Source organism: Puniceicoccaceae bacterium (assembly GCA_040224245.1).
In the GTDB taxonomy this organism is placed as follows: Bacteria; Verrucomicrobiota; Verrucomicrobiia; order Opitutales; family JAFGAQ01; genus JAKSBQ01.
On record JBEGIR010000050.1, the window covers coordinates 17,339 to 42,826 of the forward strand.

Below are 25,488 nucleotides of genomic sequence, written 5' to 3' on the forward strand. Positions count from 1 at the left end.
TCGGGTTCTGACTCAAGGCGACTCAGTTTCAGAGGTCACTGCTCGGTCCAGATCCGGGCGATGTGCACCAGCACCTCACTGGCTTTTTGCATATCCTGGACGGAGACCCACTCCTGCTTTGAATGAAAGGCGTGGCCTCCGGTGAAAAGGTTGGGACAGGGAAGTCCCATGAAGGAGAGGCGGGAGCCATCAGTGCCACCACGGATGGGGATTTTTTCCGGTGTGAGTCCTGCACACCGAATGGCGGATTCTGCAATTTCGACCACCTTCGAATGCTGGTTGAGCACTTCCTTCATGTTCCGATACTGCTCGACCACCTTGACCTCTGCCCGCGCACCCGGATAGTCGCGCAGTACGGATTCGAGAATGCGCTGTACCTCAGACTGGTGAGCCTCCAGTTGAGCAGTGTCAAAGTCGCGAATGATGAACTGCAGGTGAATTTCCTCAGCAATCCCCTCGATCCTTGTGGGGTGGACAAATCCCTGTCGACCTTCGGTGCTTTCAGGGCAGAGTCGTTCTCTGGGAAGCGCGGAAAGCAGCGCACCTGCGATTTTGATGGCGTTTTGCAGTCTGCCTTTCGCCATGCCCGGGTGGGCACCCACGCCATGGATGACAATCTCCATTTGATTTGCGGAAAAGGTCTCATCCTGCAATCCTCCCGCGCGTTCTCCATCGACGGTGTAGCCAAAATCCGCTCCAAGTTTGTCCATGTCGACATGCTGCACACCCTTGCCGATTTCTTCGTCGGGAGTGAAGAGAATGCGGATGGGACCATGGGGAATCTCGGGGTGCTGCACCCAGTATTGAACCGCTTCCATGATGGCGCTCAGCCCGGCCTTGTCATCGGCACCGAGCAGGGTGGCTCCACTGGCGGTGATTACGTCGTTTCCGATCTGGTCCAAAAGGTCGGGGTGGTCCTCGGGTTGAATGACAACAGTGGGATCATCGGGCAGTTTGATCGGCTGCCCCTGATAGTTGCGATGCACGATGGGTTTGACGTGGGCACCGCTCACATCGGGTGAGGTGTCCATGTGCGAACAAAAGCAGAGGGTCGGAACATCCAGCGTGGTGGTGGATGGCACTGTGGCGTAGACGTATCCGTATGCGTCAAGTTCTGCATCGGCAATTCCCATGTCCTGCAATTCCTGCACCAGTAGGCGGGCGAGATTTTTTTGCTTGTCAGTGGAGGGATACGATGAGGATTCGGGATCAGATTGGGTATCAATGCTGACGTAGCGAAGGAAGCGTTCGAGAAGGGTTGACTGCATGCACCACAACTTAGCAGCGCGAGGGTAGGGTTGACAATCCTGACTTACTGTTGGGCAGCAGGAATGCATCATGATGGAACCGCGTTGAGGGTGAATGGGTGAGGGTATGAAAGGATCAGCACAGGGGTGCCTCAAAAGCGGTATTCGAGCATGAACTGAAGGTTTCGTCCGGGCAGTGGGATGCGTTCCCCCTCCTGAAACAGGCTTCCGCTCCCTGGGGGGTCACTTGCGGGTAGTTGCAGGTATGGAAACTGCGTGGAATTGAAAAGGTTGTGCAGACTGAAGCTCAGAGACCATGCGCTGATGGCAGTGATTTGCAGGCTCAAGTCAACTTGCTGGTGGGAGCTGCTGTCGCGGTAGATGGGCAGCAGGTGTGGGAGGGGATTGCATTGGGACTCGTACCAATGCCAGCTGCACTCCCACTGCAGTTGATAAGCATCGCCCCATGCTTGTTGATGTTGCAGTGCGATGCGCGCATTTAGGGGAGGCAGTTCCGGCAACCGGTCTCCGCGTTGATAGCCAGTTCCCGTGGATTGGAGTTGTGCATGCACCCCATGCAATTGAAAAGGGAGCTTCCACTGTCCGTCGGGGCTTTGCAGCACTCCAGAGAGTTCTGCACCGATGTGTCGTACCGGCACATTGCGATAGCTGTAAACCGTGTGACCCTGGGGTAGGGACTCCAGACCCGTTGTGGTGCCCACCGCCTTGCGCCAGTGGTAGTCGGTGATTTCGTTTGCGAACATTTCGAAACGCAAATGAAGCTTAGGGTGGGTGACACTCCAGCCAGCGACCACCTCCCATTTCCGTTCGGGTTTGAGTTCAGGATTTCCAATTTCAAATCCGCCACCCAGTGCCTGCAGCAAGGCCCGGTAACGCTCGGTGGCGCCGGGAACCTGAGCAGTTGTGGTCCATCCGACATAGAGTGCCTGCCCGGAGTCAGTGATCCACTGCAGCAAAAGATTTGCACTGGGAACAAGCTCTTGCTGACTTCTGCTTGCAGGAACTTGCGGGTGTTCGGCAAAATGTTGGTAGAGCGATGTGATGGGGTATGAAAATGCCGGGGCGTGCATGCGCTTGGCTCGTGAATGGTGTTGATCCAGGCGAATTCCGGCACGAAAGGTTGAAGTGGGTGCAGGATTGAACTGGTATTCCGTCACAACACCAGCTTGCCAGGTCACAATTTCGGGCCAGATGGAATCGCGGGCAAGCTCACCGCGCTGTCGAATGGAATCCCGGGTTTCGCGGTTGAAATCCAGACCATGGATCAGGGTTCCATGGGAGCCTGCCGGATGGCGCCACCGGACATCCATGTGCTGACTGCGCGTGTGCGCCATGTTGCTGACGGGAAGGGGTGGCATGGTTCGGAAGCGATTGTCGAGCAGGATATCGTGCTTTGACGCTCCGTAGCGTATGCGCAGATTTTGCGCTGCACTGGAGTCGGGTTGAAATTCGTGGACCCATGCACCTGCAGTGAAGTGCGCGCGAATGGTGTCGAGAGGCAGGGAAACATGATCATTTCGCCCCTGCTGATGGTGCAGCACCGCAAGTTGGTGAGTCCAGCCATGAACAGGGCGGGTGCCCAGTAGGAGGGAGCCTGCGAAATGATTCTGCTGTGAAGGAATGATCGCGCCCTCCGGAGTGCGCAGGTTGCCCAGGCTCTGTTGCTGCAAGGAGAGATGAACAGCGGGCTGCTGCAGCAAAGCGGCGCGCTGATGGTGGATTCCGGCACTCCATCCGCTGCGCTCCGGTTGCAGATGAAGTGCCATGGTGGTTGCCGTTGGCACTGCATTGAGGGTATCAGCTGCTGCATCTGCTTCGATTCGACCTCCACTTGCAGGTGCTCCGAGCGTGAGTGAAGGTTGTGCGGAGATGACGTGGATCGGTGCTGCAGAACTGAGCATGAGCTGAGCGGGTGCATGGGTGCGCGTTGGAGAGGCTGGCGGTAGTCGAAGCCCGAAAAAAGAAGTTGCGATGCGTTCGGATGTCATGCCTCGCAGCATGGGTTCGACAGCGCTTCCTCCGCGATCCAGCAGTGCCATGCCGGGAATGCATTGCCATGTCTGACGCATCGAAGCCATCGTGAGCGTGGGTGCAATATCGAAGCGGGGATCAGCAAGCTCCTGTGATGCGTCGGAGGCGAGGATCCACAGGGGTTGCAGATCGATGGGTTCGATATCGGCTGAGCTTTGCACGATTGCGATGACGGGCATGAGCAGATTGATGACCCAGCGCAAGTAGGGATGAATGGGAAACGGTTGGCCGTGCATGACAGTTTTCATTAGCTCAGGCCAGTGCGAGCAGAGCGGTGCCGAAGATCGCGACGGGCGCTCCTATAAAAAATGCGATTCCAATCGGTTCACGCTCCAAGCATCGCGCGATTGGCAGACTGATGAGCGGGGCAGTGGCGGCAATCGACTGGACGATGCCCGGGTTGAGCAGACTGACGGCCCAGAGCCAGCATGTGACTCCCATGACCGGACCCATGAGTGCATTGATGAGCATCCAGGTAAGGGGCTGTTGAAGCAGAGGGGTTTGGGATCGGAACCATCGGAATGCTGAGGCTTCCGGATTCCGGGGTGGATGGGGTTGGTGCCAGTTTCTTCGCCTCAAGGTGAGCAGAATCAGGCAGGCGAGCAACGCTCCCCCGATCAGTCGAATCCAGGCAGCATCCAGTTTATCGATGGGTTCTCCCAATGTTGCACTCTGCAGGAAGACCTGGCGGCTGAGCACCAGGCTGACTGCCTGAGAGGCGGAGGCCAGAATACCAAATCCATAGCCTGCGATTCGATGGTGCAGCTGGGCTGGCTGACTTGCTGCGATCCATCCGGAACCAGCGATTAGGACTCCGGCGAGGATGGTGAGACAGGCCAGGATTTGGGAAACTGCCAGCACATCCCCCAATGCAAACCAGGCCAAAAGTCCGGCCAGCACGGCCGTGCAGCTTTCGACGAGCAGCAGCGCCGTTGGGGTTCCGAGGCGACGCAGGGTCAGCATCATGCAATATCCTCCAATGCCAAATCCGATGGCACCTGCAGCGGCGAAGCGAAGGACTGCAGAAATGCTCATGCCCTGCCAGCGCAGCAGGGCGATTCCGCTGAGTATCAGCAAACCCAGGACAAGACGTCCAACATTTGCGCGCAAGGGACCAGAGTGAAGAGTGGATTGGCGGGCACTGATGCCTGCCAGTGCAAAACACAGGGCCGTCAGCAGCGAAGGGAACATGCATCCATGCTGGTGGGAATGGATGAAGAAGTCGCTATTGAAATGCAGGTGAGGGACGCACCCGATAGCATGGATCGATGATGAAATCGGCGTGGCACTACCTCAACTGAAAGGAAAATGTCTGTGTCAACCATTGTTCGGCTTGCTCAACAGTGGAGAAAACCTGACTTTGCCACGGGCTGTCAGAGGCGTGGTGCGTGTAGGCCTGGAGCAGTTCGCGTGCAGTTTCACTCGGTGCAACGAGAGCCACTTTGATGCGGGGGTTGCTGCGACAAGCGGCCTTGTCCAGATAGGCAATTTTTTGCATATCCCGTTCATTGAGAGAAAGTTCAGTAACTTCAGAGAAATCTGCAATCTGATACCGCAGGGAGTCGAAGCGTGCATCTCCATAAATGTCGAGATTGCTCTGCACACACTCCTGACTTGTGACTTTGCCATAGAAACGCCAACGCAATCCTCGGTCTTCCCAACTGATCTGATACGGCATCGGTGATTGTGGCTGAAGCTTGGGGGTTGGGCCACTGTCGTGTGGTCAATTTCTGTGATTTATAAGCAATGTGAATTGATGCAAAAAGCAAATCTGACATTCCGAAAAAAAAGCAGTTGGAGCCAGGGTGCAACTTGCGCAGACTGGGGTTCATGTTGGGAAGAGGAAGCATATGCAAGTGGAAGCAATCGGCAGTACGCACAAACGTACCAATGCTGCACCGGATTGGAATTGCAGTGGGCTTGTGCCTGGCAATGGGAGCGCTGCCACTGCTCGCGGGAAACCCACCGGATCTGGAGACAAACCCACCTTCACAACAATCGGAGCGGGTGTCAGAACTGCCTGCGGTATTCATCGCAGGTGACTCTACGGCAGCCAAGGGCAAAGGGGCGGTGCAACAGGGATGGGCGGAGCCGTTTCGGCATTATTTTGATCCGACAAAGGTCACTGTATTCAATCGGGCACGTGGCGGACGCAGCAGTCGAACGTTCATCACTGAGGGACTGTGGAAGGAGTTGATCGATGACGTGCGTGCGGGAGATGTGGTGATCCTGCAGTTTGGACACAACGATGGGGGTGCCATTAATGAAGAACCACCGGGGTCGGATCGACCCACTCGTGCGAGGGGTTCCCTTCCGGGACTCGGGGAGGAGTCCGTCGATATTCTGAATGTCGTGACGGGTAAACAAGAGACCGTTTACACCTTTGGGCACTACATGCGGCAGATGATCGATGACGTGCGCGCCCGGAATGCGCATCCGGTCCTTGTCAATCTGACGCTGCGAAACCTGCGGGACGCGCGTGAGCGCCTCGAGCGGGGCAGTGGGTTGTATGGCGGTTGGACCTACCAGCTGGCACGGGAGATGGGGGTACCATTCATTGACCTGACTCATCGCCTAGCGGATCGATTGGATGTGATGGATAAGTCCGAAGTGGATGCATTGTTTGAGCAGGACTACGTGCACTTCAATGAGCGCGGTGCCGAGCTGCACGCCGAGCAAATCCTGTCCGGACTCAAGGGATTGCGTTCGATTGAGATGGAGGCCTGGCTTTCGGAGAAAGGACAAGCGGTGAAAGCGGATACAACGGCATGGTTGCAACTGCCGGTTCCGACGGATCGCACCCTGCCCACAGTGTATCTGATCGGGGATTCGACAGTGCGCAATGGACGAGGAGACGGCAGCAACGGTGAGTGGGGTTGGGGGGATTTCCTGGTGGGATTTGTGGATCGCGCAAGGATCAATGTGGTCAATCGTGCGGTAGGAGGACTGAGCAGCCGCACCTATTTGACTTATGGACACTGGGCCAGAGTTCGAAGCATGCTGCAACCCGGTGATGTGGTCGTGATGCAGTTTGGTCACAATGATTCTGCTCCGATCAATGACACTCACCGGGCAAGGGGCACACTACCTGGGGTGGGGGAGCAAACGGAAGCGATTGAGAATTTGCTGACGGGAGAACCCGAGGTGGTGGGGAGCTATGGTTCCTACCTGCGTACTTTCATCGCAGAGAGCCGAAGTGCTGGTGCAACGCCGGTGGTTTGTTCACCCGTTCCCCGAAAACAGTGGAAGAATCGAGCACTCTTGCGCGATACGGATCGATACCCCTTGTGGGCACGCCAAGTGGCGGAGCAGGAATCCGTTGCATTTGTGGACCTGCACTCGCTTGTGGCTGACCACTATGAGCAGATGGGGCCGCACGATGTGGACCTGCTCTTTGCGGATGCCCATACTCACACGAGTGCTGCCGGGGCGTTGCTCAATGCCAGTGTTTTTGTGAATGCCGCAAAGCAGCTGCCGATGCAGCCAATCCATGCCTGGCTGCATGCAGACGAAGCTTCATCCACTCAGGACTGAGCGTCCACCTGCTTCACGTCCCATTGCAGAAATCCGCAGTCAACACAGGGGTGCTGCGTTTCACCGCAGTCGGTGCTGCCTTGAATCAATCGGCATCGTAAACAACGACGCGCTCCCAGAGATGCTTGTATTTGGAAATAAAAGCATCGTGGATCGCATGTGGGCCGTAGACGTCGTGGCCTGCAACGTCGTCAAAGAGCACGGTCAATGCAGCGTCATAAGAGCTGTCGATCACGGGGCGTGCCGGAGTGGCTGCTGGTGTGCCGACATAAAATCCACGAACTGTCGGGATCGCCTGAAGGCTTTGAAGACCCTGCATGAAGTCGGCTTTCTCTGCTTCGGTCACATGGGGTTTCAGGTAGAAGAATACTGAATGTACTAACATGGCTGTTATTTTTGGAAAAAGCCTTGGCAGAACAAGTGCAATCCCACTGACTGGGTTTTTTCTGGAAGTCATGAAAATTCTGTATCGCGTCAGGACAGGAATGATCCGCTCGGGGAGTGGGATGGTGTTCCTTTGGGCAGGTTTGGCATTGGCTTGTGCGCAGCAAGTCGATCTGGAGAAGCTTGAACCGATTTCGCTGGAGTGGGTGGGGCAGCTCGCGCATGAGCAGATCAACGAATCTTCGGGACTCATTCGAAGTCGCTTGTGGGAAGGGGTGCTATGGACGCATAACGACTCCGGTGATGAAGCGCGACTCTTCGCCGTAGATTTTAAGGGGCAGCCCCTTTTTCCCGACTTTGTAACGCAGCAGAGCTATCAGGGACTTCGAATCGGAGATGCTGTCAATGTGGACTGGGAAGACATCGCCACAGATGGAGACGGCAACCTTTACATTGCTGCATGCGGGAACAACGCGAACATGCGCCGGGATCTCGGCATCTACCGGGTGCGGGAGCCAAACCCGGAATCTGCGATAGTAACGCGAGTTGACCAGTATTTTCGCTTTCAGTGGCCGGATCAGTCCGCATTTCCACCGGAGGAAATGAACTTTGACTGCGAGGCAATTTTTTGGGCCAATGGCAGTCTGTATCTGCTGACAAAACATCGGTCGGACACGTGGACAAAACTGTATCGCATGGATACGCTTGATGCGCTGAGTCTCAATGTTCCCACCCTGATCGCACGCTTTGATGTGGGAGGGATGGTGACGGGTGCCGATGTCACGCCAGATGGACGAAGACTCGCCGTGCTGACCTACGATCATGTATGGGTATTTGAAATGGATTCGACTCTGGAGTCGGAACACCGGTCAACATGGTTTGATGCACGGGTTGGCGTGATTCGCACCGTTCGCGAGCAAGTGCAGCAGTGTGAGGGAATTACCTTTTTGGATGACCAAACGCTGATGATTTCGAACGAACAGCAGGACCTCTTCATCCTCGATCTGAACGCAATGCATTGGGTCGAGGGGGATGCGCACGCCCACCCGCCATCGTCATGATGGAGCTGTTGCGGTTCTGGTGGTGTAAAAGAAGTCGGGCTGGATTTGCAGGAGTGGACAATCTGCACGGATTATCAACAGGCAAGGCACTTGATGGAAATTGCATTGCCCGGCTGAATGGCTTCGCTAGCGTTTGGGCTGGGAACTATGACGAAAAAACGTGTGATCATGAAGGATGTTGCCCAGAAGGCTGGGGTGCATCAGACAACGGTATCGCTTGCGTTGCGTAACGATCCCCGCATCCCGGAAACCACGCGACAGCGCATCCAGCAGATCGCAAAGGAACTGGGTTACGTTCCCGACCCGCTTCTGTCATCCCTGGTGGCCTACCGCCGGACCAGTCAGGTGCCTCTGAAGCGTGAAACCATCGCGTTGATCCTGGATGTGAAACAGAGCCAACGCTTTGAAGAAGGGGACTACCTGCCCACGGTGGTGAAAACCATCATCGAGCGCTCCAGGGAACTTGGATACCAGGTGGAGCGCTTTCAGCGTGGCAGGGATTATGACAGTGTGCGCTCGCTCGAGAGGGTCTTGCATGCCCGCAACATTCACGCCCTGCTGTTTGGGGATGTCGATAACGCGGACTTGAGCTACAAGCTCGATTGGAACCAGTACAGCATGGTGAAAATCACTCAGGCACCGCAGTCGGTACCCATCGACAGTGTGATGGGGAATTATTTTTTTTCGGCACGCACCGTCATGCGCAAGCTCAAAGAGGCCGGGGTGAAACGTCCAGCGCTTGCGGTATCGACGGCCGAAGAGAGTCACACGCGCAACCTTTCACGGGCGGGCTTTGAGTATGGGCAAAGGCGGCATTTTGCGCCAGAGCATCACATTCCGGTCTTTGAATTTGAGCGCAAGCCGGTAGAGCAGATGAATGAGGAGGTCTACGCGTGGATTGCGAAGGAAAAACCGGATGTGCTGTTGAGCTATTGGAACAACTTGGCGATACCCGCGCGACGCCTGACACTGGAGGGGCACTATTGCCGATTTGTATGCCTTGAGGCGGATGAAGAGAGCGTGCAATACGGTGGCATCCGCAACAATTTCCGAAAAATGGCGGAAACTGCAGTGGAGCTGCTCATTTCGAAGATGAAACTCAATCAACGTGGGCTTCCCGAAACACCCACGCTCACGCTGGTCGAGGAGAAGTGGTTTGAACTCGGTCAGTGGCCTTAAGCTTGCTCCTGAGGGTGGAAGAGTTGATGGGGTTGGGTGCGTTGTGACATTTTCTGTCGTGGAACTGACAGGAAAATGGGGTTGGTAGTTGCGATGGATTTGGGGATGTGCGAGCTGGAAGCTCCCGCTACTTTGGGGAGGTGCGAGCTGGAAGCTCCCGCTACTTTGGGGATGGATTGACTTGACACAGGCGGGACTGCAACATGGAAGCAAATCTCAACGACCCCGATGCAATACCCTAAGTGTTTTCTTTTTGTGGTGCTAAGTGCTGCCCTGTCTACAGTGCTGCAGGCTGCGACTGTTTCCGAGCAGATTCTGGTCAATCAAATCGGGTATCGTCCCGGCGCAGAGAAATGGATCATGGTTGCGGATCCCCAGATCGGACAAAACCACGATCAGCAATACGTTCCGGGAAGTACACTGCAATTGAGGCGTAGCTCCGACGATGCGGTTGTGACCTCTGTTCCGCTCACGGCATGGAATGGAGGTGCAGTGCATGCGAGTTCGGGGGACCGGGTCTGGCAGGGACACTTCAGTGACGTGAGTGCACCGGGCAGTTATTATTTGTGGGATCCGCACACAGGGCAACGGTCCTGGGAGTTTGAGATTGGAGAATCCGTCTACAACGGCATGCTGCAAGCGGCGGTCAAATCCTACTACTACCAGCGAAGCGGTACTGCAATCCCGTCGACACATGGAGGACAGTGGACCCATGGTCCAGCGCACTTGGACAATCAGCTACAGGCCCGGTTGTACGATGCTTCGATGGGGGGTGTTCAAGGACCAGAGACTGCGAGGGATGTGACGGGTGGATGGTATGATGCCGGAGATTACCGCAAATACACATCCTGGATGGCGGATATCATCTGGGATTTGGGAATGGCCTATGAGTGGTGGCCTGCTGCATTTGGCGATGCCAGTCAAATTCCGGAAAGTGGAAATGGAGTGCCTGATATTCTGGATGAGATCAAGTGGGAAGTGGACTGGATGCTCAAGATGCAGCGGGAGGACGGAGCGCTGTACTCCGGTGTATTTGTGATCGCATCGGATCAGGGTTACGAGGGAGGCATCGGTGACCCTTCGACAGAGAATCGTCCGTATTATTATGCGAATATTTCGACCAGTGCGACCGCATCCGGTGCTTCATCCTTTGCCATAGCGGCACAGCTGTTTGCGCCGTTTGATGCGGTTTACCCGGGTTACTCCAGTCGGCTTCGACAGGCGGCTGAGCAGGCATGGCATTTCCTGGAAGCCCATCCGGGGCCGATCCACTATGATCACAACGGGTTTGATAACGCGGATGCAAACAAGAGTGATTCGGCAGACTTGCGCATGCGCATTGCAGCGGCAGCGGCACTGTTTCGGCTGACCGGCGCACCCCATTATCGGGACTTTGTGGACATGCATCATGCAGACCCGAATGCTGCCGACGGCGGCCACCAACCCCTCACTCGGGGGTATTTTGAAACTGGCGCTTCAATGGACCTTCAGCGCGGTCTGGTGACCTACGCACTTTCAGAGGGGGCCACGCAGCAGGTGGTATCTGCGATCAAGGCTTCGCTGGAACAGGGAATTCGTCAGCAGCCCTGGGATCGGCGACATGAGGATCCCTACAAATGTTTCATGTGGGACGGGCACTACACCTGGAGTTCCAACGGGATGAAGGCCCATTGGGCAATGCTTCCGCTGTGGGGCGTGAAGCTTGGAGTGAACGCTGCGATGTCGGACTCTTATCAGCGTTTGGCCGAGGAGTACCTTCACTATTATCATGGACGCAACCCGTTGGGGTGGACCTATCTCACTCAGGCTCAACTGTTCGGGGCCGACAAACCCATCACGCGGATTTACCATGGGTGGTTTCACGATGGAACGATTTGGGAGCAAAATCCTGCTCCCGGAATTCTCGCGGGCGGCCCCAATCAGTTTTATCAGCCCGATGCGTCCTATCGTGGGGTCATTGACCCGCCGCAGAATCAACCTCCGATGAAGGCCTATCGGGACTGGAATACCTCCTGGCCCGAAAATTCCTGGTCCGTAACGGAGAATTCAACGGGCTACCAATCGCGATACATCTTCCTGATGGCCGGGTTTGCGGCACCTGCAGCGGACGAGCCAAGATCTGATCCGTCAACAAATGCGCCGGAGGGCATCGCACTTGCTCCGCTCTATCGTTTTCACCGCAAGGATAACAACAGTCATTTTTTCACCGCCATCGAAGCGGAAAAAGCGGCAATCCTCACGAACCTGTCAAGCGACATTTGGACCCTTGAGGGGATTTCTCATCACGTGCTGCTCTCCCAACCGCAAGGGGCGTTACCGGTCTATCGACTGTTCAACCGACGCTCCGGCAGTCACTTCTACACCATGACAGTATCCGAACGGGACCAAGTTCTCACACAGTTGGGCGACATTTTTTCCCTGGAAGGAGTCGCTTTTTTTGCTTTTTCGGGAGCTGTCCATGGTGCGCAACCGGTCTATCGCTTCTATGCTGCACCGACGGGGTCGCACTTTTTCACGATCAGTGAGGCGGAAAAAGACTGGATCATTGCCAATATTCCCACCTCGCGACTCGAGTTTGAAGGCATTGCCTGGTGGGCCTATCCCTGAGACCTCTAAGGGGGTGGACTGGAAAATGTTGTGGCCTGTCAGGATTCTTGCGGATGGATCATGGGGTTTCCCCATGTTGCATGGGCAGCGGATCTTGCAACCATTGGATCAGAGTGTTCGGAGTGACGATGCGAACATCAGAAAAGGAGAGTGCATAGTCGACAAATTGTTCGATGCTCTGGCGGCGTTCGGGATGGGAGGCGGGATACATGGCACTGTGCGCGCCGATCATCATGGGAGCTTTGTTGCCGGAACGCCGTAGATTCAGGTTGTGCTTGAGAATGCCGAGGAATGTGGGTGCGTCGAGTCCTGCCATTTCGAGAACGTTCCAGTCGAGTCCCGAAAGTTTTCCCTGTTCCACTGACCACTGCCAGTTCCAGTGGGTCAGGAGGTGACGGGCAACCCGTTTGCGCAGCCCAGGTTGCAGTCCAAGTTCAGCGCAGGCCGTATCATCGGGAATAATGAAAACGTGAATCGGAATTTCGAACAGGGATGGGTGAGATGCCACATGCTTTGAAGGATTTGATGCAAACTCGGATTGGTTGCCAGGGCTTCCCTCATGGAGTGTGTAAGGCCAGAGAAAGTTTGTGCCATCCTGATCGGATTGGTAACCCTCCTCAATCGTGGAATCGTATTGCAGTCCGACGCGTTCGATGGCTTCGAAAGTAGCGGCGTTGTAAGCGAGAAAGGGAGTGCGAAATCCGGTGACCGCATCATTCGGAATTCCGATCGATGCAAATACCTGCTGACAGTGCTCGATTTCATCGACCCATTCCTGCACGGTGAAATCTTCACCTTGGAAATGTGACTGGGTATGGTTGCCGATCTCGTGGCCCTGTTCCCATGCGCTGCGATGAAGCTCCTGCAGTTCGGGATTTTGCTCCAGGTATTTTCCATTGCTATAAAACGCGACTCGCACGGGGGAACCATCCTGGTGGCTGCGCGAATCCAGAAAATCCAGCAACCACTGCATCGGTTCCGGTTGGGGATTGTCATCAAATCCAAGCAGCACAAATTGAGGAACCTCTTCCGTGCTGAGTCCACCGGGTGGAAGCGGGGAGGCCTGGAGCGGAACAGCATGTCCCTTCCACGGCAGCAACGCAAGTGCGGCACAGCAGAGCAGCAGCAACATCAGAGTTTTTGACGGACTGGCATTCATGGGAAAATTGACGGTGTGACGGGATTCCTGCAAATCCTCGGTGAACAGCATACCACAGAAGGGCATGGCAAAGTTGTGCAGGATTGCGCAGAAGTTTGATGATTCTGATGCGTTGGGGATCGCCACGAGGCAACTGCTTTGCCTGTGATAAGTGGGGTCAGCGCACTCCGAGGAAGCGGGCGAGCGAACGCACTGCCGGGGCGGTTGCGTGCCCACGGGCGACGCGTCGGTTGATCACTTTCAGACGACTGGTCTTGCGGTCGATTTTGGGATCCACATGACCGACCAGTGCATCACCTGAGAGCACGGGGAGCGCGTAGTAGCCGCGCACTCGCTTTGCGGGGGGAGTGTAAACCTCCCAGCTGTAGTCAAAATTCCAGACCCTTGAGGTGATCTTGCGGTCATAGATGAGTGGATCGAGAGGGGCAAGCAGGCGCACATGATCGGGGACATCGATTCTGTTGGCGTGATCCATCAGAGGCAAATCCTCGCGAAGGCAGTAGAGCGGAGTGGGGCACCCTTCAACGCTCAGGTGTTCAACAGCGTCGGCGATGGATGTCAGCATGGCTTTTGGCAGTGCGGCAAGGCGGCGTTGTCGGAGTCGGAGTCGCGCCAGCCAGCGGGCACTTGCTTGTGCATCGCTTGCGGGTTGTTCCCACACCTCCGGGGGAAGAACCCGTTCGGGCAAGTCATAAATGCGGCGAAAATGGTTTCGGGAATGAATGAGAACCCGCCCGTGAAAGAACAGTTTTTCAAGCACAGTCTTCACCGCGCGTGCATGGGTTCCCCAGGCTGAGAGGGCGCGACCATCGTGTTCTATTGCATCCAAACCCAGTGGCCCGCGATCCTGGATTTCCCTGAGCACGAGGTCGGCGATGGCACTTTCTTCGCTACTGAGTTTTCCACCGTATCCGCGACTGGAGGTCCGGCGCGCATGCAAGTGGGGTTGCAGATAAGGCCAGGCTTCAAATGGAAAAGCCACCAGAATCCCCTGACCCGGCAGGTAGTGCTCAAAGCCGACGCGCTCCGGACCCTCCAGTGCGCGGTGCAGGTCGTCTTCGGCATAGGCCTGCACGCGGTTGCGAAGGATGAGATCGTGCATGCGACCGCAGACGCGAATGGGATCAATCTGCACATAGCCGAGATAGTGCAGCGCTTCAGATACGGATGAAAAAGGACTGTCGAGTGCTACAGCATGTGCGTGAAAACGTCGGGCTTGGGCAGCGGTGATGTGGCGCATGGTCGGCATAGAGCGGCATCCTCATTTTGGGAAGCAGTGGTTCATGGCAGCCTTGGTAAAAAGCCGGAAGTTGCGAGTCGAAAATAGGGTTAACCTTTGGAACACATGGAAACGCAAAGACAGTTGCTGTAGGACTGCCTCCAACCCGAAGGGGCAAAGTGGATTCATGCATTTACATTGACAAGTGGCTAGTCCACTGACAACTAGGCATGAATGATTGAAACCCGAACGGTTGGAGAGCAATTGATTCAGCTCTGCCAGGAACAGCTGGTGGCGGGACGGTGGGGCGTTGGGGATCGTTTTCCATCCGAGCGGGATTTGGCGGACACCCATGGCATCAGTCGTGCCACTGCCAACAAGGTGGTTGCCAAGCTGGTCAGTGAAGGATGGTTGGAGATTCGTCGCGGACTTGGCACCTTTGTGGCTGTGCGCCCCGGGTTTTCTGCTGCACTGCATGAACTGGAGAGTTTCACCGATTTTGCCGCGCAACTGGGGCAGGAATGCCATACCCAAGTGCTGCGTTTTGAGCCTGAACTCACGGGGCTGAGCACAATTCGCCGTGAGTTGAAGCTCGCAGAGGGTGAGCACTTGATCGCGTTTGAGCGGGTTCGCAGTCTTGCCGGATCTGCGGTGATTTATGAGCAGCGTTGGGTACCGGAGCGGTTGTTTGAGGGGCTTAACTCTCAAGTCCTTTCCGGCTCATTCTATCGTCTCTGCAGAGAGCAGTATGGCATTTGCATCGAGCGTGAATCCCATCGCGTCATGGCGGTGGAGGCACCCGCTGTTTCGGGGTTTGCAGCCGCAATGCCTGCGCTTTGTCTTGACGGAGTCGGTTTAGCGGCAGGCGATCTGCCCATTTGGAAGCAGCGCGTTTACTATCGCGCCGATGCGTTTTACCTGCAGCAGGATTCGAACGGGATTGGAGGACGCTCCCGCTTCCGTTTTCAACTTCAGGAAGGTTTTTTGGAGCAACTCAACCCTTAACAACACTGACCCATTATGACTCAACCCACCTTGCATGAACTCGCCAAGATGATCGATCATTCGCTGCTGCATCCGACCCTGACGGATGCGGAGGTGAAAGCAGGTTGTGAATTGTCCCGGGACTATGGTGTCGCGACGGCCTGTGTGAAGCCTTATTCCATTCGCCAGGCACTCGAAATTTTTGAAGGCACCGATGTGAGGGTCTGTGCGGTTATCGGATTTCCGCATGGCAACAGTACGACGGGAATCAAGGTCATCGAAGCTGAATCGGCCGCATTGGCGGGAGCCAGAGAGATCGACATGGTCGTGAACATTGGCAAAGTGAAAGGGGGGCAGTGGGACTATGTTTGCCGGGAAGTGCAGCTGATCAATCAGGCTGTGGTTGCTGCGGGGAGCATTTTGAAGGTGATCTTCGAGAATGACTATCTGGAGGATGCGGAAATCATACGCCTGTGTGAGATTTGCTCGGAGGCAAAAGTGGCATTTGTGAAGACATCAACGGGGTATGGGTTTGTAAAAGGAACGGATGGCAGATACAGCTATACGGGAGCAACCTTGCCGCAGCTCAAGTTGATGCGCGCGCACTGCGATCCATCTGTGCAAATCAAGGCAGCGGGAGGCGTGCGATGCCTGGATGACTTGCTTGCGGTGCGGGAGTTCGGCGTAACGCGCATTGGCGCGACAGCTACGAAGGGAATGCTCAACGAGGCGATTGAGCGCGGATTTAGCGGAAAACTGCCGAATCCTCATCTCGATCATGGTTATTCCTCACCAGCAGGATATTGAGACAAGGGCGGTTCGGTCGAGATGGCGATTGATGAGAGATGAGGACCGAAAGTTGCGGTTGATTTATCAGCGAGTTGGGACAGCGGGTTCGGGATCTGCAAGAATTTTGAGCAGCTGCCGAAAAATCTCATCGCGTGCGGGACGTGCTTCATTGAGCAAGTCGTGTTTTTGTCCCGGCCAAAGCTGGATGTGTGCCTGAGGGAATTGCGCCGTTATCCGACGCAGACCAAAGCGCCAGTCCACGACATTGTCCCTGTCACCCTGAAGCACCCACAGGGAGCGTTCGTTGATTGGAGCATCCGCAAACTGTGCAACCCACTGCATTTGCGCGCGCGACCATTGCAACGGAAGTGACCAGGGGGCGAGCGGGTCCGCGTGCATGCGGTTGAGAAAATCAGGATCTGAAGAGGATTTTCGAAAGCATCTTGGTACGGATGAGAGCCAGGGTGACGCGAGCCGGATCCCGAGACAGCTGAGATGCCATAGCTGATTGCGGAGCAGAGGTGCCACCAGAACAATCCTGGCAAAGGGGTCGGCGCATCGGGTGCGCTGGTATTCAAGCCAGGCAGAGGCACCCGTGCTGTGTGCGATCAGGTGCGGTGGAGATGGGAAGTGACAGGCGTGCATTTGCATGACGCTGTCTAGGACGTCCGCATAGTCCTGAAAGGAATCAATTGACGCCCGGTTCCCTTCGGACAGTCCGTGTCCCGGCCAATCCGGAGCGATTACGGCGTATCCCTGTTGCAGCAGAAAGGCAATGCAGGATGCCTGGCACAGGCTGTGCAGCAGGTAGCCGTGCAGCAGTACAATCCAGCCCCTGGCCTGAGGGGGAACCCAACGGTAGACGATGATTTCGCCGGAGTCAGTCTGGATGCTGGACAGCGAGATCTCAGCTCCATCAGGCAGCTCAAGTGGCGCATCGCAAAGGTGCTGTAGCAACGGTTCTGTTTCCGCTCTGGAATCGGCGGTTTTCGAACACATGGGCCAGGTCCAGCTTGCACTGCCGCCCACCTTGTGCAGACAGTGGCGAAGCCATGTGGCCCGCTGAGTGGCTTTTGCGTTGCGACGTGAGGGTTCTGACATCTGTGCTTGTTCCAGTGTGAGCATACCAAAACATTTGCTCGGGAAATGCCAGCTTCACGTTCACAAACCAGCCGTTATTGGACTTTATTCTTAAACTTGCCACTTGAACTTCCAAAGTGGCAGCCCGGTAGGGATTGGCGCGTTGCTTGTGTCGTCGTCCAGCGTGGCTGGCCTCCTCGGTACGAACCCCTGTGGGGTTCTCGTCCCTACCTAAAGTTTGGATCTGGGATCTGCCGCGATAGAGGACTTGAAACTTCAACTTGCCACTTCAACTTCCAAAGTGGCAGCCCGGTAGGGACTCGAACCCCAACTGAATGGACCAAAACCATTTGTGCTACCATTACACCACCAGGCTATACGTGTAAGAAAGGTTAGTTGTTAACAGGAATGAATCAAACGTCAAGTTGTTCTTGCGGGGATTTTTAGGGTCGAGAAAAAGCTGGCAGTTGTGTGTTTTGAAACCGTGCTTTGGATTGACTCAGTCCGCAATTTCGGGTTTCTTTGATTCCCACCATGGGGGAACCAACATCTGAATCAAGCGGTATTAAATTCAAGCGCGTCATCATCAAATTGAGTGGTGAAGTCCTCAAAAATGAGGCGACGGGAGATCCGATCAGCGCTTCGACTCTCAATTCGATTTGTGAGGAGATCAAAGAGATCTACGAAATGGGGGTTCAAATCGGACTGGTGATCGGTGGAGGCAATATTTTTCGCGGAATTCAAGGCATCAAAGGGGCCGGGATTGACCGTGCTACCGGGGATTACATGGGCATGATGGCCACCGTGATCAACTCCATGGCATTGATGGGGACCTTTGAAAGCCTGGGTGTGCCGGTGCGTGTCCTGACCGCAGTGCGGATCGACAAAATTGCAGAACCTTACATCCTGAGGCGTGCGATTCGCCATTTGGAAAAGAAGCGTTTGGTGATTCTCGCTGCCGGTACGGGCAATCCTTACTTTTCGACGGATACGGCCGCTGCACTGCGTGGAAGCGAAATCGGGGCGGATGTCATCATCAAGGCAACCAAGGTGGATGGCGTCTATGACAAAGATCCGATGAAATCTCCCGATGCAAAAAAATACCGTGAAATTTCCTACTATGAAGTCTTGCGTCAACGCCTCAAGGTGATGGACAGCAACGCATTCTCTCTGTGCATGGATAACAAAATCCCCATCCTCGTGCTGAGCATGAAGGAGAAGGGCAACATCCGTCGCGCGATCATGGGCGAACCCATTGGCACGATCGTGCATTCTTAACGATGGTCATTAACGCTCGAAATTATCAAACCCGAAAAACTTATGAATCCAGACGACGTCATCAAAACCCTCAAATCCGACATGAAAAAAGCGGTGGAACACACTGCCAGTGAGTTTTCGACCCTGCACACTGGAAAGGCGAGTCCCTCAATGGTGGATTCGTTGCAGGCAGAGGTTTATGGTTCGCAGATGCGAATTAAGGATATTGCCGCTATCACGACGCCTGATGCGCGCATGATCGTGATCCAGCCCTGGGACAAGACGGCACTCAAACCGATTGAACAGGCAATTTTGACTGCCAACATTGGATTCAATCCGTCCATTGATGGTGAAAAGGTGCGTGTACCGATTCCGGAGTTGAGCCGTGAGCGCCGCGAAAACCTGATCAAGGTGGCTCACAAGATGGCAGAGGACGGACGCATCGGCATCCGGGCTGCACGCCACACGGCTATGGACGCGCTGAAGACCGCTGGCAAGAGCGGTGATATCTCGGAAGATGATCAGAAGCGCTATGAAAAAGAGGTGCAGAAGATCACGGATGAAAAAAATCAGGAGATCGCAAAGATTCTTGAAAACAAGGAGAAAGAGCTGCTGCAGGTCTGAAGTCATTCCCCTTTCCGGCATGAGAGTGGCCAGCTCATTCCGGGCTGGCTTTCTTGTTTGCCCAAGCGCATTGCTTTCTAATTGAGCCTATTTTCTATGGAAACACGGCATTTTCCCTCCGACTTTCATCCCAGGCGCATTGTGGTCAAACTGGGCACCGGCATCCTGACCTCTGGTATTGGCCAGCTGGATCTCGACGTCATTCGCAACATCTGTGAGCAGATTGCGGAGCTGCGTCGTCAGGGCATGACCGTGATTGTGGTCAGCTCTGGAGCGGTGGGACTGGGCATGGGGCGCCTAGGCATGCATCGACGTCCCCGTGATCTGCCAACGCTGCAGGCCTGTGCTTCGGTGGGGCAGAGTATTTTGATCGAAACCTGGCAGAAGGGCTTTGACCCCTGGTCGGTGCATGTGGGGCAGATTTTGCTCACGCGGGACGACCTCTCGATCCGCAAGCGACATGTGGCGGTTCGTGAGACGATCGAACGCCTGTTGCGTGCCGACATTGTCCCGGTGATCAACGAGAATGACTGCATCAGCGTGGATGAATTGAAATTCGGCGACAACGATGTGCTCAGTGCGCTGGTGGCAAGCCTGACCAAGAGTGATTTGCTCATTCTACTGTCGACCATTCCCGGCTTGATGAATCTGGAAACAGGGGAAGTCGTACACACGGTGGACGCACTCAGTGATGCGGTTCGCAGCCTGGCTCAGGGAACGCAGAGTCCCACTGCAGTGGGCGGAATGATTTCAAAGCTCAACGCAGTCCAGATCGCGACCGGATCGAACTGCGGGGTCTTCATTGCCCACGGCAAGGAGCCGGGCATACTGCAGAATCTGCTGGCGGGGGCAATGAAAGGCACCTACTTCGTGCCACAGTCGACCGACCTTCGCTCTCACAAGCGCTGGCTTGCCTATTTTCACCAGACCCATGGTTCGATTTCAGTGGATGCTGGTGCGGCGAAGGCGCTGGTAGAAGGGGGGAAGAGTCTGCTCGCTCGAGGGGTCATCCAGGTTGAGGGCAGTTTTGGCACCGGAGCCGTTGTGGACATCAAGAGTGAGCAGGGCGACGTGATTGCCCGCGGGATCACGCAGTTTGCCTCGGCAGAGTTGGCGGAACTGCTGGGCAAATCGACCTCAGAGATCCGCAAGACCTTCCCTGACCGAAAACATACCGAAGTGATACACCGGGACGCGCTGGCCCTCACCGAGCGCAAACCAGTGCAGTGACAGGGCTCCTCAGTAATGGACAACACCTTCTATCAGGCTTTTGATACGGATCGGCGGCAGGAACCCAGCTCAAATCCGCAGTTTGACGAGATCCGCAGCGCGTTTCAGATTGATCGGGATCGCATCGTATTTTCCTATGCCTTTCGACGCCTGCAGTCGAAAACCCAGGTGTTTCAATCGGGGGAATTTGATTTCTACCGAACGCGACTGACCCACTCGATCGAGGTGGCAAAAATTGCCCGTTCCATTGCGGATTTGCTCAATCGCAGTGCACCGGAACTCAACGATGAATTTCACATCGACACGGATCTGGTGGAAGCGATCGGCATGGCGCACGATCTCGGGCATCCGCCCTTTGGACATATCGGTGAGCGAAAGCTCAACTTCCTGATGCAGGAGCACGGTGGTTTTGAAGGAAACGCGCAGACTCTGCGCATCCTCACCCGGCTGTTTTATGCCCGTAAGGATGGAAGCAAGGGCATGAATCCCAGCCGCGCGTTGCTGGACGGGATCCTCAAATACAAGGTGCTGCAGATGGAAAAGGTTCGAGGCCGCGAGCAGGGAGGATACGAATACCCGGAGCATCATTTTTTGTACAATGAAGACAGGCCCTGGCTTGAGTTTGCACTGGGCGGACGGGAAAAGGAAGTGCGCGAATTCTGTCGGAAGTCACACCTTTCCCTTAACGCCTTCCGCTCTATTGAATGCCAGATCATGGATTGGGCGGACGATACGGCGTATTCGATCAACGACATCATCGATTCGATTCAGGCGGGCTACCTCAATCCGCAGCGCATCGAACGTTGGGCAGAGGTGCAGCAGCTGGATGCGGACGAGCAGGCTGCGCTCGAAGAGTTGCTCGGGGTGATCGTGAGACAGCGGCATGAATCGTTTCTCAATACACAAATTGGTAAGTTCATCCATGCGGTGCGTCTGGTGGAGACGCACAACCCGATGCGGGATCTCAGCAATCGCTATCGCTTCGAGCTGGAAGTGGATGCGCTGCGTCAGAAAACCGCGAGGCTCTACAAGCGCATTGCAGTGGATTTGATCTTTCGCTCACCCCAGATCCATCGCATTGAGTACAAGGGAGGATTGATTCTGGAACAGTTGTTCAACGCATTGGTCGACAACTACATTCACAGTCCTGGCGCTGACCGCCTCAATTTGATCCCGGCTCCGTTTGGAGAGCAGATTCGCAAAGCGGACGATGAGACTGAGGCGATGCGTATTCTGTGTGACAGTGTTGCGGACATGACAGATGCACTGGCGATTCGAACTTACAAGCAGCTGTTTGATCCGGATTTTGGATCGATTCTGGATATCGTGTGAAACACGTTGTGCAGGATCGCAAGGGTGACCCAGGCAGGAATTCTACGGTTCCCGACGGTGTGTTTGGGATCGATCCGGTTCTTCGTCACGCACCTCGGTGAGTGTGGCGGCGATGATGCCACTGGGAACCGCGACAATCGCAAGTCCGATGGACAGGATGAAAAAGGTGAAAATCTTGCCTCCTGTGGTGATCGGATAAACATCCCCGTATCCCACAGTGGTGAGCGTGGCGACAGCCCACCAGAACGATTCCGGAATGCTGCTAAACTTGTCGGGTTGGGCGGTGGATTCGAAAAAGTAGATTCCCACAGATGAGAGATAGATCACAATGATGGCAGTGATCCCAAAGAGGATGAGTTCTTCCCTCGCCCGACGAAATGCTCGTCGGTAGCGCAGCAGTGCGTTGTTGTAGCGCGCGAGTTTGAGCACGCGAAAGATGCGCAGCAGGCGAAAGGCCCTAAGTCCGCGCAGGTCGATTCCCAGAGAGAGGTAAAAGGGCAGAATGGCGAGCAGATCGATGATGCCAAAAAATGTGAAGAGGTAGCGAAAGCCCAATTTGGAGAAGCCGATGCGCAGCAATAGCTCGATGGTGAAAATCGCAACACAGGCATATTCAAGCCAGTGCAGGAGCCGGTAAACCTGCGGACTCAGTCCGGGAACTGTTTCGAACGTGATGCCCAGAATGGAAACGACAATGGCGAACTGAATGAACCAATCGAAGTATTTTCCCGAGCGGGTTTGGGATTCATCGACGAGGTTTCGAAGCTTCATGGTTTGCTGGAAATGTGATCCGTATGCGGGAGCGTAGCGGTGCGATCCTCTTCATCAGGTTTGTGAAGCAACCGGGTGAATTTGCGCCCTCAGGATGTGCGTTTGCGCCCCATCCAGAAGGGAACGGTGGCAAACCAGACCAGTGTGCCAGCGAGCATGAGATTGGACATGGTGGGTTTTTCGATGGAACCCGCGAGGTAGAATATGGGCGGGACCACAACGAGTAGCAGGGCAAGATAAGAAAGTAGTTTGAGCAGTGTTTTCATGGTGTTTGGGTTGAGGGTGGATTCAGGCAACAACGGTTGCGGCGGTGCGATGTTGGCGCTGGATCAGAGCGCTGCACACAAGGTAGAGCAGGGCGGCAACAAACCATCCCGGCAAGCTGACAAAATACAGTCCAATCACGCCCTTGAGCACGAGGGTCACGCAGATCAACAGGGTAAGGATCCAGGCAATACCGGCTGCCCAGTTGAAGGAGATGCCCGAAACTTCTGCAAAGTAAGATTGCAGACGAAATTTGCGCATCAACCAGAAATCGCAGAAAATCACGGCTCCCATGGGCATGAGCACCAAACCGTAAATGGCGACAAATCCGAGCAGTTTCATGGCAATCGCCGGAAACATGCCCGCTGTTGCTGCGATCATACCAATGGCAAACGTGACCTTGAATCGTGAGACTTTGGGCAATACTGCTTGGAAAGCGAGGCCAGCACGGTAGATGGTGGGGTTGGCGGTGGTCCAACCTGCAATGATCACGCAAAGTAGTCCTGCGATACCGCAGGCATTGGAGGCCATGGGACCGGGCAGCACATCTGTGTGCGAGGGATTGAGGTGCAGCTGCAGGGCAAAGAGAATGGATGCAGAGATCCAGGCAACAAAATGTCCGAGATACATGCCAGTGGCGGAGGCGAGGCCATGCCAGGATTTTTTGGCGAATCGAAAGATGGAGAGATCCGACATGCCCACATGCATGGCCATGTTGCAGAACCAGGCGAAAAACAGCACGTGCCAGAATGTGAATTTCACCTGTCCCGGAAGCGGGTCGCCTCCTTTCCAGATCGCGGTTTGGGCAAGGTTCACCAGATCATCCCAGCTCGAAATCTGGGTTTGAGTGGCCAACATGAAATCCTTGAGTCCGATCAGTCCGAAGGCGATGAAGACCAGGACCATCCAGGGTGCGGCCCAATTGGCAAAACGAGCGAGATACTGGTAACCGTTGGCTGCGACCCACGCAATGACTGCGCCCACGCCCAATACCGTAATCACCCAACCCATGCTGTTGGGCGCCCAGTCGTTCAGACCCGGCATTCGGAAACCAAACCACACGCCGAAGGCGGTGGAGGAGACTGTGACCATCGCTCCGGCGAGGAAGCAGAACATCACGCCGTTGGCCAGATTGTACAGCAGGACCAATTTGGAGCCGCAGATTTTTTCAAGTTGATAGTAGAGCGTCAGCCTGGCACGCGTGGCGATGGGAGCGGTGAGCAGAGTCCAGCTCAGCACGGCTAGCAGATTTCCCAGAAGCAGGCCCATGACCAGGTCGAATGCGCTGACTCCAGCAGCGACAAATAGCGGACCCAGCGTCAGCTCAGTGCCAGCTGTATGTTCCCCAGCATACTGGCCGACGAAATTCTTGAATCCCAGACGGTGGGAAGAGGGCACGGGTTCGCGTTCGAATTCAGCGTGATGGGCAGGGGGCGTTTGGGAATCACTCATGGGTTGCAACAGATCAGAATCGAAGGGTTAGGCAAAATCGAGCTTCTGGGTAAGGCTAGGGTTCCGGGGTTTGGGGTTGAAACTCCATTTGCAGGATGCATGCAAACGGGTTTGATCCGGCAAATCAAAACTTTTGTGGAAAGTTGGAAGGGGAAAGGAGAAAGTCGAAAGTTGAAAGTCCGAGTGGAAAGTTGGAGTTGAGCGTCCCTACCTTAAGGTAGGATCTGGAGTCTGCGCGATAGAGGACTTGAAACTTCAACTTGCCACTTCAACTTCCAAAGTGGCAGCCCGGTAGGGACTCGAACCCCAACAAGCAGTGCCAGAAACTGCTGTGCTACCATTACACCACCGGGCTTTGTTCAGGTTCTGAAACGACCTAAAGGAGCATCGAAACAAATTGCATTTGGGAATTCAATCGGAATTTGCGGGAAGCCGACTGTTTTTTCCGGGCATGCACTGTATGGGGAAAATCTGTCCGAATAGACGTTGCACTGAGCGGTTGAATGAGTTAGCGTGCGCGCGTTTTGTCTTCGTCCCCTGTTGGGGATGAGACATCTAATCCTTCTATTCGTCAACACCACCAAACCTATGAGCAATTGTTTCTTCTATGCGTTTGCAACTTCCGTTGTGAGTTTCATCTACACCCTCATCCTCTTCTTCCTTGGATTTCACGGAGAAAAAATGGAGCAGGGTCAACTCCTCGCATGGGGTGGTCTGGTCATTTTGGCTGTAGGGCTATTCCTTGCCGTTCGTGCTGCCAAGGCTGAGAAAGTGGAGGCTGGCGAAGGATTTTCGTATGGAAATGGATTTTCCACGGCCTTTCTGACTAGTGTCTTTGTGGCGGTATTTTCAGCGATCCTGGCATTTGTTTATGCTTCCTACATCAACCCTGAAATGGCGGACCATGCCTGGCGCATTCAGGAGCAGGCGATGATCGAACAGGGAATGTCGGATGAACAGATTGGACAGGTTGAAGGTTTTACCCGGACCATCATGAAACCTGGTCTTCAGGCCGTTTTTGGTTTTTTTGGCAGCTTGGTTACAGGCCTCATTCTCAGCCTGATCATTGCGATTTTCACCCGCAAGAAGGTCGAAGACGACCTGGGAACAAATCCGGCGGGCTGATGCTCACAAGCGTCGGTTGCGAGCACAGGCTGCCCTCGTGTTTGCAATCGACTCTGCTTGCGTGAAATGGGTTTGCACTGAATTCACGCATGATCGCTTTCCTTCTGTCCTCGCAAGTTTTCGCTCGTTTTCGGATGC

At 55.0% G+C, this 25,488-nt stretch carries 22 protein-coding genes and 2 tRNA genes; 11 read left to right on the forward strand and 13 right to left on the reverse strand.

Going from position 1 to position 25,488, the window contains the following annotated elements:
* Positions 1-35: 35 nt before the first annotated feature.
* The 4 genes from pepT to ABQ298_08315 all read right to left on the reverse strand — a co-directional run bounded on the left by pepT (position 36) and on the right by ABQ298_08315 (position 4,977).
* Entirely contained in the window at positions 36-1,268 is a 1,233-nt protein-coding gene (gene pepT / locus ABQ298_08300; GenBank protein MEQ9824371.1) for a peptidase T, read from the reverse strand.
* Between the two features lie 131 nt (positions 1,269-1,399).
* Complete coding sequence (locus ABQ298_08305) at positions 1,400-3,535, reverse strand: TonB-dependent receptor (protein ID MEQ9824372.1); 2,136 nt, start codon at positions 3,533-3,535, stop codon at positions 1,400-1,402.
* A gap of 16 nt (positions 3,536-3,551) precedes the next feature.
* A complete protein-coding gene (locus ABQ298_08310; GenBank protein MEQ9824373.1) occupies positions 3,552-4,490 on the reverse strand; it encodes an EamA family transporter in 939 nt (312 codons plus the stop codon).
* 97 nt (positions 4,491-4,587) lie between these two features.
* Positions 4,588-4,977: a hypothetical protein gene (locus ABQ298_08315; GenBank protein ID MEQ9824374.1), complete on the reverse strand. Its 390-nt coding sequence runs from the start codon at positions 4,975-4,977 to the stop codon at positions 4,588-4,590.
* Positions 4,978-5,189: 212 nt separating this feature from the next.
* Here ABQ298_08315 and ABQ298_08320 point away from each other — a divergent pair, with 212 nt between their 5' ends.
* Positions 5,190-6,833 carry a rhamnogalacturonan acetylesterase gene (locus tag ABQ298_08320; GenBank protein ID MEQ9824375.1) on the forward strand — a complete coding sequence of 548 codons (1,644 nt, stop codon included), beginning with the start codon at positions 5,190-5,192 and terminating at the stop codon, positions 6,831-6,833.
* Between the two features lie 85 nt (positions 6,834-6,918).
* Here the strand turns inward: ABQ298_08320 and ABQ298_08325 are convergent, their stop codons facing one another.
* Complete coding sequence (locus ABQ298_08325; GenBank protein MEQ9824376.1) at positions 6,919-7,218, reverse strand: Dabb family protein; 300 nt, start codon at positions 7,216-7,218, stop codon at positions 6,919-6,921.
* 70 nt (positions 7,219-7,288) lie between these two features.
* On the opposite strand from ABQ298_08325, the gene ABQ298_08330 reads away from it, so the two are divergent.
* The 3 genes from ABQ298_08330 to ABQ298_08340 all read left to right on the forward strand — a co-directional run bounded on the left by ABQ298_08330 (position 7,289) and on the right by ABQ298_08340 (position 12,064).
* Complete coding sequence (locus ABQ298_08330) at positions 7,289-8,278, forward strand: hypothetical protein (GenBank protein MEQ9824377.1); 990 nt, start codon at positions 7,289-7,291, stop codon at positions 8,276-8,278.
* 147 nt (positions 8,279-8,425) lie between these two features.
* Complete coding sequence (locus ABQ298_08335; protein MEQ9824378.1) at positions 8,426-9,457, forward strand: LacI family DNA-binding transcriptional regulator; 1,032 nt, start codon at positions 8,426-8,428, stop codon at positions 9,455-9,457.
* Between the two features lie 228 nt (positions 9,458-9,685).
* Entirely contained in the window at positions 9,686-12,064 is a 2,379-nt protein-coding gene (locus ABQ298_08340; protein MEQ9824379.1) for a glycoside hydrolase family 9 protein, read from the forward strand.
* A gap of 58 nt (positions 12,065-12,122) precedes the next feature.
* Here ABQ298_08340 and ABQ298_08345 read toward each other — a convergent pair whose 3' ends face one another.
* Positions 12,123-13,289: a polysaccharide deacetylase family protein gene (locus ABQ298_08345; GenBank protein ID MEQ9824380.1), complete on the reverse strand. Its 1,167-nt coding sequence runs from the start codon at positions 13,287-13,289 to the stop codon at positions 12,123-12,125.
* 91 nt (positions 13,290-13,380) lie between these two features.
* A complete protein-coding gene (locus ABQ298_08350) occupies positions 13,381-14,472 on the reverse strand; it encodes a crosslink repair DNA glycosylase YcaQ family protein (protein ID MEQ9824381.1) in 1,092 nt (363 codons plus the stop codon).
* A 204-nt stretch (positions 14,473-14,676) separates the two neighbouring features.
* Here ABQ298_08350 and ABQ298_08355 point away from each other — a divergent pair, with 204 nt between their 5' ends.
* Both ABQ298_08355 and deoC read left to right on the forward strand, forming a co-directional pair.
* Positions 14,677-15,447 carry a GntR family transcriptional regulator gene (locus ABQ298_08355; protein ID MEQ9824382.1) on the forward strand — a complete coding sequence of 257 codons (771 nt, stop codon included), beginning with the start codon at positions 14,677-14,679 and terminating at the stop codon, positions 15,445-15,447.
* 15 nt (positions 15,448-15,462) lie between these two features.
* Complete coding sequence (gene deoC, locus ABQ298_08360; protein ID MEQ9824383.1) at positions 15,463-16,233, forward strand: deoxyribose-phosphate aldolase; 771 nt, start codon at positions 15,463-15,465, stop codon at positions 16,231-16,233.
* A 66-nt stretch (positions 16,234-16,299) separates the two neighbouring features.
* Here deoC and ABQ298_08365 read toward each other — a convergent pair whose 3' ends face one another.
* Entirely contained in the window at positions 16,300-17,340 is a 1,041-nt protein-coding gene (locus tag ABQ298_08365) for an alpha/beta hydrolase (protein ID MEQ9824384.1), read from the reverse strand.
* 257 nt (positions 17,341-17,597) lie between these two features.
* A tRNA-Gln gene (locus ABQ298_08370) sits at positions 17,598-17,671 on the reverse strand.
* Between the two features lie 158 nt (positions 17,672-17,829).
* On the opposite strand from ABQ298_08370, the gene pyrH reads away from it, so the two are divergent.
* From pyrH to dgt, 4 genes are all read left to right on the forward strand, one after another.
* Complete coding sequence (pyrH, locus tag ABQ298_08375; protein MEQ9824385.1) at positions 17,830-18,573, forward strand: UMP kinase; 744 nt, start codon at positions 17,830-17,832, stop codon at positions 18,571-18,573.
* A gap of 42 nt (positions 18,574-18,615) precedes the next feature.
* Positions 18,616-19,176, forward strand: coding sequence for a ribosome recycling factor (frr, locus tag ABQ298_08380; protein ID MEQ9824386.1), 561 nt, complete (start codon positions 18,616-18,618; stop codon positions 19,174-19,176).
* Positions 19,177-19,272: 96 nt separating this feature from the next.
* On the forward strand, positions 19,273-20,406 hold the full coding sequence (proB, locus tag ABQ298_08385; protein ID MEQ9824387.1) for a glutamate 5-kinase: 1,134 nt from the start codon (positions 19,273-19,275) through the stop codon (positions 20,404-20,406).
* A gap of 15 nt (positions 20,407-20,421) precedes the next feature.
* Positions 20,422-21,738 carry a dGTP triphosphohydrolase gene (gene dgt / locus ABQ298_08390; GenBank protein ID MEQ9824388.1) on the forward strand — a complete coding sequence of 439 codons (1,317 nt, stop codon included), beginning with the start codon at positions 20,422-20,424 and terminating at the stop codon, positions 21,736-21,738.
* 42 nt (positions 21,739-21,780) lie between these two features.
* Here the strand turns inward: dgt and ABQ298_08395 are convergent, their stop codons facing one another.
* The 4 genes from ABQ298_08395 to ABQ298_08410 form a co-directional block, all read right to left on the reverse strand.
* Positions 21,781-22,509, reverse strand: a complete 729-nt coding sequence (locus ABQ298_08395; protein MEQ9824389.1) for an ion transporter — start codon at positions 22,507-22,509, stop codon at positions 21,781-21,783.
* A gap of 89 nt (positions 22,510-22,598) precedes the next feature.
* Positions 22,599-22,775 carry a hypothetical protein gene (locus ABQ298_08400; protein MEQ9824390.1) on the reverse strand — a complete coding sequence of 59 codons (177 nt, stop codon included), beginning with the start codon at positions 22,773-22,775 and terminating at the stop codon, positions 22,599-22,601.
* Positions 22,776-22,797: 22 nt separating this feature from the next.
* Positions 22,798-24,225, reverse strand: a complete 1,428-nt coding sequence (locus tag ABQ298_08405; GenBank protein ID MEQ9824391.1) for a hypothetical protein — start codon at positions 24,223-24,225, stop codon at positions 22,798-22,800.
* 281 nt (positions 24,226-24,506) lie between these two features.
* Positions 24,507-24,580 (reverse strand) — tRNA-Gln (locus ABQ298_08410).
* 233 nt (positions 24,581-24,813) lie between these two features.
* Between ABQ298_08410 and ABQ298_08415 the strand changes: the two genes are divergently transcribed.
* Positions 24,814-25,350 carry a DUF4199 domain-containing protein gene (locus ABQ298_08415; protein MEQ9824392.1) on the forward strand — a complete coding sequence of 179 codons (537 nt, stop codon included), beginning with the start codon at positions 24,814-24,816 and terminating at the stop codon, positions 25,348-25,350.
* Positions 25,351-25,488: the final 138 nt, after the last annotated feature.